The sequence below is a fragment of the Vibrio hippocampi genome (genome assembly GCF_921292975.1).
Lineage (GTDB): Bacteria > Pseudomonadota > Gammaproteobacteria > Enterobacterales > Vibrionaceae > Vibrio > Vibrio hippocampi.
This window is the reverse complement of sequence record NZ_CAKLCM010000003.1, coordinates 1,104,750-1,117,977: the sequence shown is the minus strand read 5'-3', so window position 1 is coordinate 1,117,977 and position 13,228 is coordinate 1,104,750. Positions and strand designations below refer to the sequence as shown.

Sequence of the window (13,228 nt, the reverse complement as noted above, 5' to 3'; positions counted from 1 at the left end):
ATGGAAAATAACAAACAAGCGCTATTTCGCGATGTGTTGCCCGGTGGGGCGCACTGGTCGATGAAAGTGCCAAAAGGACATACGGTTCGCTTTACCGATCTTCAAGGCGGCGCCAACTTGAGTGTGTTGTTTTATAACCCTGATAATTTGTTAGAACGCTACAACGCACCGGACACGTTGAAGGGGCAGCACACCTTTAAACTCACACAGGGACATTGCCTGTATTCGGATATGGGACGAGTGTTTGCGTCGATTGTGAAAGATGACACTGGCTGGATTGATACCGTTTCTGGTGTTGCCAATAAGCAGAAAGTGGCGGAAAAATGGGGCGAACGTAACTACCAAGCCGACCGTAATCAATGGAAACAGAATGGCTATGACGCTTTGTTGGTGGAAGTTGCCAAGTATGGATTGGGCAAACGTGATCTGGCGGCCAACCTAAACCTGTTTAGCAAGGTATCGACCAGTGCCGAAGGAGATCTGCTCTTTGCTGAACAGCATAGCAAGGCAGGTGACACCATTGAGTTGCGTTTTGAAATGGACACCATTTTAGTGATGACCACCTGTCCACACCCGCTTAACCCAGCAACCGACTACCCTTATTGCCCGGTAGACGTGTCGGTATTTCAGGCGGAACCCATGGATAACGATGATGAGTGTCTTAACTCTCGTCCCGAAAACCAGCGTGCGTTTGAGAACAATCGTCGCGATCTCGCCCCACACACTGCATTTGTCGGATAAGGAGTTAAAGATGATTGTTGAGAGTTCACTTAACCCCAAGCAAGCCACACTTCGAGATACTGTCCTTGCCGGTGACTACTTTATGAAAGTGGTGAAAGCGGGACAAACAGTGCGTATTTTAGATCTGGAAGGCAACCAAGCCGCCGATACGCTATTTTACAACGCCAATGATCCTGCTGAGCGTTACAGTGCGATTGATACCATTCGCGAACAGGGCAATGTTTACCTGACTGCAGGCAGCAAACTGCTTTCTGATCAAGGGAATGTGATGCTAGAGATTGTCGCCGATACCTGTGGACGTCACGATACAGTAGGCGGAGCTTGTGCTACTGAAAGCAATACCGTGCGTTACTCCATTGATAAAAAATGTATGCACGCTTGCCGCGACAGTTGGTTATTGGCAGTGGCAGAGAATGACCACTTTGGCCTGACCAAGCGCGATATTACCCACAACATCAACTTCTTTATGAATGTGCCCATCACCGAAGAAGGGGGACTGACCTTCGCAGACGGCATCAGTGGAGCAGGTAAGTACGTCGAAATGAAAGCGCACCAAGATGTGATTGTGTTGATTTCCAACTGCCCTCAGTTAAATAACCCTTGTAACGCCTACAACCCAACACCGATAGAAGTGCTCGTTTGGGAATAATCCAACCCGTTGCATTCAATATGAGCTAGGGACGACCCTGCCAAAGCTCAAGGATTAGCCGGGACGACCCGGATTCACGGATTTGAATTATGTTTAATAAGGTACTTATTGCTAACCGTGGTGCCATTGCTTGCCGCGTGATTCGCACATTAGAACAACTCAATATTGCCAGCGTTGCGGTTTACAGTGACGCAGACTCAGACAGTCTCCATATCGCCCAAGCGAGCGAAGCCTACTCCCTCGGACCCGGCGGCGCAAAAGACACCTATCTCGATATCGAAAAAATTATCGCCATCGCCAAACAGAGCGGTGCGCAAGCGATTCATCCCGGCTATGGTTTTTTGAGTGAAAACCCAGACTTTGTCTCCCGTTGTGAGCAAGAGGAACTGGTTTTTCTTGGTCCAACAGTCGAGCAGATTCAAGCCTTTGGCTTGAAACATTCGGCGCGAGAAATCGCCGAAAATGCCCAAGTGCCTCTGCTGCCTGGAACCGGTCTACTGACTGATAAACAGAGCGCATTGCAGCAAGCAGAACAGATCGGCTATCCGGTGATGCTAAAAAGCACCGCAGGTGGTGGTGGTATCGGCATGGAGTGCTGTTTTGATGCACAGCAATTGGAGGACGCCTTTGATTCCGTGCAGCGCTTAAGCGCTAACAACTTCAGTAATAGTGGCGTTTTCCTAGAAAAATTTATTCAACACGCCCGCCATATTGAAGTGCAGATTTTTGGTGATGGCCAAGGTCAAGTGGTGGCGCTAGGTGAACGCGACTGCTCGGCGCAGCGTCGTAACCAAAAGGTCATAGAAGAGACACCGGCACCCAACTTAACTGATGAAACACGGTACGCGTTGCAACAAACGGCGATTGATCTGGCTTCTGCGGTCAACTATCGCAACGCTGGAACGGTGGAGTTTGTTCTCGACAATCAAACCAAGCAATTCTATTTCCTCGAAGTGAATACTCGCCTTCAAGTCGAACATGGTGTGACCGAAGAGATCTTTGGGGTCGATCTGGTGGCATGGATGATAAAGCAGGGCGCAGAGTGTTTAGACTTGGCGCAAGAGTCAGCCAACCTGAAACCGAGCGGACACGCGATTCAAGTGCGCTTGTATGCCGAAGATGCCAATAAGAACTTCCAACCTTGTGCTGGTCTGCTGAGCCATGTGCGTTGGCCAACACTGAAAGGCTTGCGTATTGAGCATTGGATAGAGTCTGGCGTCCAAGTCTCACCATTTTTTGACCCGATGCTAGCGAAAGTGATTGTGCATGCTGAGACCCGTGAGCAAGCGCTTAGCCAACTGATAAACGCGTTAAACCAGAGCGAAATCTACGGTATTGAACATAACCAAGCGTATCTTAGCCAACTGCTCAATAGTGAGTTAGTGCAAAGTGGTGAGGTATTGACGCGCTCTTTGAATCACTTTGATTACCAACCGTGCACCTTGGACGTGATCAGTGGCGGGGTGCAAACCAGTATTCAAGACTACCCGGGACGTAAAGGTTATTGGCATATTGGCGTCCCGCCGTCTGGACCGATGGACCCTCTTAGTTTCCAACTTGGTAACCGACTGCTCAATAACCCACAGGAGGCGGCGGGTCTTGAAATCGTGGTTGCTGGACCGACTCTGAAATTTAATACCGATAAACATATTGTCCTCACCGGTGCGGCGATTGAAGCGACCCTTGAAGATCAGCCGATTGAACTGGGTCAAGTGGTTGCCGTGCAAGCAGGGCAAATCTTGCAGATTGGTAAGGTGAACTCGGCGGGTGCAAGAAGCTACTTACTGGTAGAAGGTGGCATTGATTGTCCTGAATACCTCGGCAGTAAGTCAACGTTTACTCTCGGGCAGTTTGGCGGTCATGCTGGGCGTGTATTGTGTGCTGGGGATGTGCTGCATCTAACGCCAAGTGATGCGCAGCAAATAGAAGCACTGAGCCAAATACAGTCGACAGTCACGCTGCCTAAAATAGAAGATGAGTGGCAGATTCGGGTTATTTACGGTCCGCATGGTGCGCCTGATTTCTTTACCGATCAAGATATTGAGTCTTTTTTTGCTGCGCAATGGAAAGTACATTTTAACTCCAGTCGTACAGGGGTGCGTTTAATCGGACCAAAGCCAGATTGGGCTAGAAAAGATGGTGGCGAAGCTGGCTTACATCCTTCCAATATTCACGATAATGCCTATGCAGTGGGTACGATCGACTTCACTGGCGATATGCCGGTGATTCTAGGACCTGATGGTCCAAGTCTGGGCGGTTTTGTCTGTCCCGCGACCATCATCAAAGCGGATCTTTGGAAGATGGGGCAACTAAAAGCTGGCGACAAGGTTCGCTTTACCCCTGTCTCCCTTGAGAGCGCAGAGCAAGCCGAGCGAGAGCAATTACAACAAATCGAGCAGTTATCGATTGAGCCGTTAGCATTAGCACCAGTGCCTATTACCACGCCGATTATCAAAACCCTCGATGCCAGTCAGTATGGTGAGCAGGTGGTTTACCGCCCAAGTGGCGAGGATTATCTGCTGGTGGAATATGGACCACAAGTGCTCGATATTGCGCTGCGATTCCGTGCCCATGCTCTGATGCTTAAGCTTGAAGCGCTTGAGTTGGATGGTGTTGAGGAGTTAACGCCGGGGATACGTTCGCTACAGATCCATTTTGATAATTTGCGACTACCACGTCAAAAACTGCTTGCCGTCTTGGAGCAGTTGGAAGCGGACTTGGAAGATATTGAGCAACTTACCGTCCCAGCTCGCGTGGTGCATTTGCCCCTGTCATGGGACGATGAAGCGACTCGACTTGCGATAAAGAAATACAATGACGTGGTGCGTAAAGATGCGCCATGGTGTCCAGATAATATTGAGTTTATTCGTCGTATTAATGGGTTAGATTCGGTTGAAGAAGTGAAGAAAATCGTCTTTGATGCCAGCTACTTAGTGATGGGGTTAGGGGATGTCTATTTAGGTGCGCCAGTGGCGACACCGATTGATCCAAGGCACCGCTTGGTCACCACTAAATATAACCCCGCCCGCACGTGGACGCCGGAGAATGCCGTCGGCATTGGTGGGGCTTACATGTGCGTTTATGGCATGGAAGGACCGGGCGGTTATCAGTTTGTCGGTCGTACTTTGCAGATGTGGAATCGCTATCGTCAAACCGAAGCGTTTGAAAAACCGTGGTTGTTGCGATTCTTCGATCAAATCCGTTTCTATCCGGTCTCGGCGGAAGAGCTGATAACCATCCGTGAGCAGCACCCAAGAGGGCAGTACCCAATTAAGATCGAACAGACGAGTTTCTCGCTCGCCGATTATCAACAGTTGGTGGAACAACATGGTGAAGAGATTGCGCAATGTCGTGAGCGCCAGCAGACCGCATTTGAGCAGGAACGACAGCGTTGGGAAGCGTCTGGGCAGGCCAACTTTGTCGCCGAAGATATTGCGCAGCCGGAGCAAGACGCACTGGTACTAGAGCAAGGGCAACAAGTGATAGAAAGCCATGTCGCTGGCAATATTTGGCAAACCTTAGTTGAGCCTGGACAGCAGGTAAAACAAGGTGATGTGGTGATGGTACTTGAGGCCATGAAAATGGAATTGGAAGTGACGGCGAATATGTCTGGCACGGTACACAGTATTTGCCAGCCATCCGGTGCGCAAGTCCATGCCGGACAGCCATTGATGATTTTGGAGAGCTAGGCGAAAAGCCGAGTGATTAAAGGATTAACAGTATGACTCAAACAACACAATTAAACGATTTGATGGATGCAGCGTTGACGATTAGTCAGCTCATTGAAAGCTATGCCAGCGGAGAGTTTTCCCCACGACAATATTTAGACTACAAACTGCAACAAGCAAAACAGGACAGCAACCATGCTTGGATCAGCCTGTTGTCGAGTTCACAATTGGATCGCTACTTGCAGAATCTGGAGCAGCAGTCGATGGAGTCGTTGCCACTCTTTGGGGTGCCATTTGCCATCAAAGATAATATTGATCTTGATGATTTACCGACCACGGCGGGTTGTGAGGCCTATCGCTATCAACCGGATTCGTCGGCCTTTGTGGTGCAACTGCTGATTAAAGCAGGCGCTGTGCCTTTGGGGAAAACCAACCTTGACCAATTCGCCACTGGCTTAGTGGGCACGCGAAGCCCCTACGGCGCAGGGAAAAACAGCTTCGATACCGACTATATTTCTGGTGGCTCAAGTGCTGGCAGTGCTATTAGTGTCGCCCACAATCAGGTGATGTTTGCCCTTGGCACCGATACCGCTGGCTCGGGACGTGTTCCTGCCGCCTTTAATAATCTGTATGGGCTAAAGGCGTCGAAAGGACTATTGAGTTGCAGCGGTGTCGTTCCTGCGTGTAAGAGCCTCGATTGCGTCACCCTATTTGCCAAATCGGCGGATGAACTGGCGGCGTTGTTTGAAGTATGCGCCCAATATGATGCGGAGGATTGTTTCTCACGCGCTTACCCTGAGCAAGCAGAGTCGAATAAACCGCAATTTAAAGGGTTAAAAATCGGCGTACCAGCGGAAAGTGACTTAACCTTTTTTGGTAATACCCAATATCAAGCCCTGTATTATCAAGCGGTTGAAAAACTGCAGCAGCTTGGCGCAATACTAGTTCCTTTCAACCTACAACCTTTTACCGATGCCGCTCGCTTGCTGTATCAAGGTCCTTGGGTGGCAGAAAGATACGTCGCCATAGAGGACTTCTATGAGCAAGATCCGCAACAGTGTCTACCCGTGATACAGACCATTATTGGTGGCGCGAAAGGTCTGACCGCCGCCGAGGTATTTAAGGCGAGTTATCAACTGCAAGCCTATAAGGTGCAGTGTGACCAATTGCTGCAACAAGTGGACTTGGTGCTAACGCCAACGGCAGGAAACATCTATACCATTGATGAACTTACCGCCGACCCGATTACTCTCAATACTAATCTGGGTTACTACACCAACTTTATGAATCTACTCGATTACTGCGCTGTGGCGGTTCCGGCGGGTTTTACCGAGCAAGGATTGCCATTTGGTGTGACTCTGTTTGCCAGTTGTTTTAGTGATCAAACCCTACTGCAATTGGCTCAAGAGTGGCAACGAGCGCAAAACTTGCCGCTGGGTGCAACTGGAAGCCAACTCAATTCCGAACCGTCGATGGATATCATGGTATGCGGCGCGCATATGCAAGGTTTACCGCTCAATCATCAACTGACGGAATTAGGCGCCAGTTTGCGATGTAAGACGACAACGTCACCTGACTATCGGTTTTACAAACTCGCCGGAGGACCGCCACTGAGACCGGGTTTAGTGCGTGATAATCAACAGGGCAGGGAGATTGAAGTCGAAGTGTGGTCGGTGCCCAAAAATAACATCGGCACTCTGTTGGCACAAATCCCACATCCCCTTGGTTTAGGCTCGGTGGAATTAGCCAATGGTGAGTGGGTTAAAGGCTTCATCTGCGAACCCATCGCGGTAACAGGCGCTGAGGATATCAGCAGCCACGGCAGTTGGCGAACCTTCTTAGCCAGCCTCCCCAACTCCTAACCCGTCTTTCAAACCGACAAGTGGGCATCCTCCCCAGATGCCCACTTGTCCCTAAAATCAAATACACAACATACTGCGAATAATATCATGCGCCCTAGCTAGGTCTCTCAGCGAACCACTCCCCATATATTCTAATGGCGTTTTGTCGCCAAACAATGCGACATTACTGCGCTGATTCATAAAGGCTTGTCGGTCTGACTCGTTGGGGTAGAGCAGTTCTAAGCACTCATGAATGGCGGAAATGTGCTGGTGCCTACCTTCATCTTCGAGTGGGCTCTCGGTAAAAGGAATGATGGCGTCAATCTGGGCTTCGGTTGCTCCCCAGCGTAACAGAATAGCGCGCGGCTGAACCTGATTGGAACTCATACTTTGGGTGATCCTTATCCTGTGGTGCCAACTTCATTTGAACGGTTAGTTGCGTTGGGCAGTATCCTTGACCGTCGTTCAAATAAGCAATTATCACCGTTTAACGGGTATAAGGATAAAGATAGATTAAGCGAGTAAAAATTCACAGCAGTAAACGGCATGAATAGCGTTTCATTTGGCGACACTCTGCTAAGTAATAGATTCATCAATTGTTACCTTGAATAGTTGAAGTCTATTTTATAATTGTTATAACATAACAAAACGTTTCGTTCTCCAGTCCCACAGCATGACACATATTAGGTACATTTTACTGGCCGTCGCCGTCGCGAGCTTCTCGTTGGCGGCGTTTCTTCCTTGGCATTCTCAATCGGTGGAGCAGCCGACCAGCATCAGCATTACACCGTATCAAGCCGAACAACAAGCCACGGAAGATTCCCCCATCGTTCCGTTGGTTGAGCCAGCCAATCCTCGTATTCACTATTTTGTCAAAGTGGGTGATACCTTAAGCGAGATTTTTTCCTCGTGGAATATTCCATATCAAACCTTACAGCAGTTGCTCGAAGCTGACTTGAGTGAGTTGATGTTGGATACCATCAAACCGGGTGATCATATTGAACTGGAGCTCGAAGCTGAGACACAGCGCCTACTCAAGTTGGTCTATCACAAAAGTTTGGTAGAAGAGGCTCACTATACCGTGAGAGAAGATAACAGCTTTGCCTATGAGTTTGTGCAAAAGCCGGGGCAATGGAAACAAAAGTTATTTATGGGGGTGATCAACGGCAGTTTTTCTTTGACCGCCCACCAGCAGGGCTTGAACTCAAATCAGGTTGCGAATATTACGCGTATTTTGAAAGATAAGATTAACTTCTCTCGCCAGCTACGCGTCGGTGATAAGTTTTATGTATTGATCAATCAACAATACTTGGGAAATCATCTGACCGGTAATACCGAGATATTAGGGATTTCCTTTTCTTTACGTGGTGACAATGTCGATGCATTTTTGGCGCAAGACGGGCGGTTTTATGATCGTGAGGGCAATAGTCTAGAGCAAGCATTTGAGCGTTTTCCCGTCGATAAGCCCTATCGACGTATTACGTCGGCATTTAATCCACACCGAAAGCATCCGGTGACAGGGCGAGTCACTCCGCATAATGGTACTGACTTTGCAACACCAGTGGGGGCGCCTGTTTACTCGACGGGTGACGGCAGAGTGATCGCGGTACGCAATCATCCCTATGCGGGGAAGTATCTGGTTATTGAACATAATAGTGTCTATAAAACGCGCTACTTACATTTACACCGTTTCTTAGTGAAAAAGGGTGACTACGTTAAGCGTGGACAAAAAATTGCGCTGTCTGGTGCGACAGGGCGCTTGACGGGTCCACATCTGCACTTTGAAGTTCTTGTGCGTGATCGTGCAGTTGACCCGATGAAAGCCGATTTACCTCTCGCAACGTCGATACCAAAGCAGCAGAAAGCCGCGTTTTTGGCGCGTATTTCCAGTTTTGATCAACTGACAAAGCAAGATCTGTTGACACCGCAAGATCAAAGTTGACGATGAAGTCTATCCGTCGCCTCGGCTATCGAATGGACTCATCAACGAACCGGTGTTGAATATAGCTGCTGAGCATTGGCGTGGTGTTCAGTCATCATGGCTGCAATTTCGTTCGCGGCAGCGGGTTTATAGAAGTAGTAGCCTTGCACATCGTGGCAACCGAGCTTCTTGACGCAGTGATACTGTTCAACGGTTTCCACTCCCTCTGCGACAATGCGCAGATCAAGGCTACTGGCTAAGAGCACAATGCCTTCGATGATCGCTTTGTTTCTTGGGTTATTGATCGAGTCGGTAACAAAAGAGCGGTCAATTTTGATGGTGTCGATAGGATAGCGGCTGATATAACTCAGTGATGAATAGCCTGTCCCAAAGTCATCAAAGGCGATCTGGACGCCAAACTGCTTGAATGTTTGTAAGATAGTGAGTGCCACTTCTTCGTTATCGATCAAAGCATTTTCGGTAATTTCTAGCACGATATCGGCAGGTTCAACCCGATACTTTTGCATAATGGCGATATAAGTTTCTACAATACTTTCGTTTTGTAATTGCAGTGCCGATAGGTTGATGGATAGGCGACGAGTGATACCGAGTTCGGCTTTCCACGTGGCGTACTGAGCACAAGCATGTTCGAACACCCATTCATCGACGAATTGGATCAGTCCGAGTTCTTCGGCAACGGGAATAAATAGATTGGGTGGGACTAAGCCATTGTCACTGTGAATCCTCACCAGAACCTCGCAGCCAATAATGCTGTTATCGAGCAAGGAAACTTGCGGTTGGTAGTGGAGAACGAACTGTTCTTTTTCAATTGCTTGGCGCAATATGCGTTCGTAGGTATTCCTTAGGCTGTTTTTGAGCTCCAATTGATGATCATAAAACACATAGCCATTACGCCCTTGCGACTTGGCTTGATACATCGCACTGTCGCCTTTCTTCAGTAGTGTTTCAGCATCTGTGCCGTCTTTAGGGTACAGGCTGATGCCTAGGCTAAGTGTGCTATAAATCGGTTTGTTATAGACATCAATCGGCTGCTTAAGGTTATAGAAAATTCGGTGTATGAGTTTAATGACTTCCTCTTGCGCATTGATATCCGACGATATAATCACAAACTCATCACCACCAAGTCGAGCGAGGGTCTCTTTGGGACCAACGGACGCCGTTAATCGCTCGGTGACTTTCACCAGTAACAGGTCGCCAGCATCGTGTCCCATTGAGTCATTGACGTGCTTGAAATGATCCAGGTCGATAAACATGACCGCAAATTTCTGCTGCTGCTCATTACTGCGAATAATGGTTTGCTCAAGGGTATCGTGCAGCATGGCTCGGTTTGGTAGCCCTGTCAGGGTGTCGGTGTAGGCGAGATTACGGATTTTTTGCTCTTGAGTTTTTTGCTCGGTAATGTCTTCGAATACACCACGGTAGCCATTAAATTTGCCATTTTGGTATATCGCCTTTGCAGAAACTAACATGCAAATTAACCGACCATTCTTGTGTTGGCACCAACACTCAATATCCACCAAGTCCTTGTGCTGAGCGATAGCAAAGAATAAGGATTGATGCTGCTTAATATTGAGGCTATCTATGCCTTTATCAATAAAATAACTCGGTTCGTAGCCTATGATGTCCAATGTTGAATTTGAGCAGTAGGTAAAGCGATGGTGTTCATTGGTTTCCCATAACCAGTTTGAGGTGCTGTGGGCAATATCACTAAAGCGTTCTTCGGCATCTCTTAGGTTCTGAATTAGCATTTCATTTTTTAACGCTGAGCTGATGATTTCTCGCAAGTTTTCAAACGCTGTACCTTTACGATGGCTAATGTTGGTGGTCATAAAGCCGATGGCTTTACTCCCGAACGCAAGGGGGAAAACCATCAGGCTATAGCGCTCGTTAAATCGTTCCACCTCTTGCGGTATTAGCTTTTTGGCATTGAGTTGTTTGTTGCTGATGCCAATAAATTGATTTTTGCGAACTGAAACAATATTTTTCGCTCTGATAGCATCAGCCTCGTCATCGGTCTTGAGGTCTTCGAACAGCGAAATATAGAGCTCCGATAATTGCAGCGTGTCAACGGCATAATGCTTGATGGTGGTGAGATCAAAAGAGGTATTGAGGTTATTGACGATGATACGAAAACAGTTGAGATAATGCTCCGCTTCAAAGCTCTGTGCCTGCACGGCCAGTTGCTCAACTTCAGATTTGATGATGGTCAGCTGCGACATAAAATGCAGCATGTTGTCTCGATCATCGGAGATCTGTAAATAGTTGAGGCAACTGCGCTGCAGCTGTGACACTAAACTGAGCCAGAACATGATGTCTTCAGACATTAGCGCATGATTGAGGCGAGTTTCCAATGTTGCTAACAGGTCAACGAAATCATCGTGTTCCACCGAATGATGAAAGGCTTGCAGTATGCGATCAACATCTCGATGAATGATGGCCCCTTTATGTTGTTCTACTAATTGATAAAAACTTTGTTTGGTCTGGTCAAATATCCAATCTCGGCTTTTAGGTTCGTGGCTCGGCTGCAATGACAGCGGCTGACTAAATGGGTTACTTTGGCTGTGGCATTTGCAGCCACAAGATTCACGAATAATAAGCTCAGTCGGAATTTCAAGCGTATCGGCGGGGGATCGCCCTTCAATTTGCGCGACCAGCTCTAAAGCCGCCGCTTGCCCTAATTCAAATAGCGGCTCTTTAATCGTGGTGAGTGATGGGTTGCAGAAAGCACCTTCTAACGTGTTCATTGAACCCGCTACCGCAATATCATCGGGGATGACCAATCCATGCTCTTTACACGCATCCATCACGCCAAGTGCTTGATTGTCATTGATGGTAATAATCGCGTCTATGGCATATTTGGAATGGCTTCTGTTATCTTGCGAAATCCCGTTCTCTTGCTCAAATAACTGACTGAGCCTGTGTTTCGCCGCCTCTCGTTTTAGGTCGCAATAGATAACGCTATGTTGGTGCTGTTCTAGCCCATGCTGTTTGAGTAAATCTAGAAAAATTTGCATGCGCTTTTCGGAGGACGCGTGATTTTTAGGACCACGTACCAGAACAATATTGCGGTAGTTGTGCTGGTGATAGTAGTGGTGAAAAAGCTCAATCATAGAGACTTTATAGTCAGTGATAATATTGGTGAAATGTGGGATCTGGCTGCCGATGTTCACCACTGGAACATCTTGAAATTGCTTTAAGAATGTTTGGCAATCTTGTGGAGTGGAATATCGAGTGTGGGAGCTAAACGGGATGATGACACCGGAAATCAGTCCCATGTCGACTAATTCAAAAACCTTACTTCTGGCTAAGGTGCGGGCATCGGGTGAGTTAATCACGCCACCGCAATAACCAATCACGTTATAGCCTTTCTCCTCAGCAACGTAAGCGGCACCTCGCATGATCCCTTCATGATAGTTAGATGCCAAAGAGCCTGCAATGATCGCGATGGTTGGTCTACCATTGTCCAGTCTGCTTGATTGAGGTGTCATTCTTGATTCCACTATTTGGAGATCCCTTCGCCAATTGATATGCACTAATTTTAATAAAAATTAGTTGCACTGATAGGTTAAGGGTTAAGCGCTGTGATCAATGTACAATTATTCTGAAAATTCAACGAAGTAAATATAGCTAAGTCACCTCTGAAGTCTGCGTCTTGAGATAACTTGGACATATATTCGACTGTTATTAACACAGAGTTACTTTGGTTCAAATCAGTATAACGGTGGTGCCAAAGTGTCAATGATAGGCTGCGGGTCGATCTATTGACTGAATTGTCGTGAAAGTTTTTTCGCTCGGTTGGGTTCTTTATCTAGACTAAAAGTAATCAGATAGGGGATGAGAATGAAAACAGTATCAAGGTGGTTTACGCGTCTATTTTTACTGACAGCAATGGTTTATGCCCCCATTACGTGGGCGTTAGAGCCAGTTTATAGTGACTTTTTTGGTCATGCGATCAAAGGTTATGATCCCGTCGCCTATTTTACACAGAGTAAACCCGTCAAAGGCGACAGTGATTACCAATACCAATGGAATGGTGCCAATTGGCGATTTTCAAGCGAACAAAATTTGCAGGCATTCAAAGCCGAGCCTGAAAAGTATGCCCCACAATATGGCGGTTACTGTGCTTGGGCGGTGAGCCAAGGCTATACTGCGAAGATCGATCCCGACGCATGGAGCATTGAAAATGGTAAACTCTATTTAAATTACAACCGTTCGGTTCAGAAAAAGTGGTTGCAGGATCCACAAGGTAACATTGCTAAAGCTGACCAGCATTGGCCGAGACTGCTGGTTGAGTAATGCTTAATTGATTCAGAAAACGGCACGTTGGGACTTGGTGCCAAATGGTCACCGTCAGGTTTTTACATCATATTTTGTTCGCTTGTTGAGT

General features: G+C 47.5%; 8 protein-coding genes. 6 read left to right on the top strand and 2 right to left on the bottom strand.

Features of this window, described 5'->3' with window-relative positions; translation table 11 throughout:
• From L9Q39_RS17995 to atzF, 4 genes are all read left to right on the top strand, one after another.
• Positions 1–741, top strand: coding sequence for an urea amidolyase associated protein UAAP1 (locus L9Q39_RS17995; RefSeq protein WP_237486463.1), 741 nt, complete (start codon positions 1–3; stop codon positions 739–741).
• A gap of 10 nt (positions 742–751) precedes the next feature.
• The gene (locus L9Q39_RS17990; protein ID WP_237486462.1) at positions 752–1,390 is read left to right on the top strand and encodes an urea amidolyase associated protein UAAP2; all 639 of its coding nucleotides are present in this window, start codon (positions 752–754) and stop codon (positions 1,388–1,390) included.
• A gap of 89 nt (positions 1,391–1,479) precedes the next feature.
• Positions 1,480–5,079, top strand: coding sequence for an urea carboxylase (uca, locus tag L9Q39_RS17985; RefSeq protein ID WP_237486461.1), 3,600 nt, complete (start codon positions 1,480–1,482; stop codon positions 5,077–5,079).
• Positions 5,080–5,111: 32 nt separating this feature from the next.
• Entirely contained in the window at positions 5,112–6,920 is a 1,809-nt protein-coding gene (gene atzF / locus L9Q39_RS17980) for an allophanate hydrolase (RefSeq protein ID WP_237486460.1), read from the top strand.
• Between the two features lie 57 nt (positions 6,921–6,977).
• Here atzF and L9Q39_RS17975 read toward each other — a convergent pair whose 3' ends face one another.
• A complete protein-coding gene (locus L9Q39_RS17975; protein ID WP_237486459.1) occupies positions 6,978–7,286 on the bottom strand; it encodes a hypothetical protein in 309 nt (102 codons plus the stop codon).
• A gap of 286 nt (positions 7,287–7,572) precedes the next feature.
• Here L9Q39_RS17975 and L9Q39_RS17970 point away from each other — a divergent pair, with 286 nt between their 5' ends.
• The gene (locus L9Q39_RS17970) at positions 7,573–8,841 is read left to right on the top strand and encodes a peptidoglycan DD-metalloendopeptidase family protein (RefSeq protein ID WP_237486458.1); all 1,269 of its coding nucleotides are present in this window, start codon (positions 7,573–7,575) and stop codon (positions 8,839–8,841) included.
• A gap of 41 nt (positions 8,842–8,882) precedes the next feature.
• Here L9Q39_RS17970 and L9Q39_RS17965 read toward each other — a convergent pair whose 3' ends face one another.
• On the bottom strand, positions 8,883–12,329 hold the full coding sequence (locus tag L9Q39_RS17965; protein ID WP_237486457.1) for an EAL domain-containing protein: 3,447 nt from the start codon (positions 12,327–12,329) through the stop codon (positions 8,883–8,885).
• Between the two features lie 400 nt (positions 12,330–12,729).
• Between L9Q39_RS17965 and L9Q39_RS17960 the strand changes: the two genes are divergently transcribed.
• A complete protein-coding gene (locus L9Q39_RS17960) occupies positions 12,730–13,137 on the top strand; it encodes a YHS domain-containing (seleno)protein (RefSeq protein ID WP_237487070.1) in 408 nt (135 codons plus the stop codon).
• Positions 13,138–13,228: the final 91 nt, after the last annotated feature.

Coding starts and splice junctions, on each gene's coding strand:
- L9Q39_RS17995 (WP_237486463.1), top strand. CDS start 1: ATGGAAAATAACAAACAAGCGCTATTTCGCGATGTGTTGCCCGGTGGG.
- L9Q39_RS17990 (WP_237486462.1), top strand. CDS start 752: ATGATTGTTGAGAGTTCACTTAACCCCAAGCAAGCCACACTTCGAGAT.
- uca (WP_237486461.1), top strand. CDS start 1,480: ATGTTTAATAAGGTACTTATTGCTAACCGTGGTGCCATTGCTTGCCGC.
- atzF (WP_237486460.1), top strand. CDS start 5,112: ATGACTCAAACAACACAATTAAACGATTTGATGGATGCAGCGTTGACG.
- L9Q39_RS17975 (WP_237486459.1), bottom strand. CDS start 7,286: ATGAGTTCCAATCAGGTTCAGCCGCGCGCTATTCTGTTACGCTGGGGA.
- L9Q39_RS17970 (WP_237486458.1), top strand. CDS start 7,573: ATGACACATATTAGGTACATTTTACTGGCCGTCGCCGTCGCGAGCTTC.
- L9Q39_RS17965 (WP_237486457.1), bottom strand. CDS start 12,329: ATGACACCTCAATCAAGCAGACTGGACAATGGTAGACCAACCATCGCG.
- L9Q39_RS17960 (WP_237487070.1), top strand. CDS start 12,730: ATGGTTTATGCCCCCATTACGTGGGCGTTAGAGCCAGTTTATAGTGAC.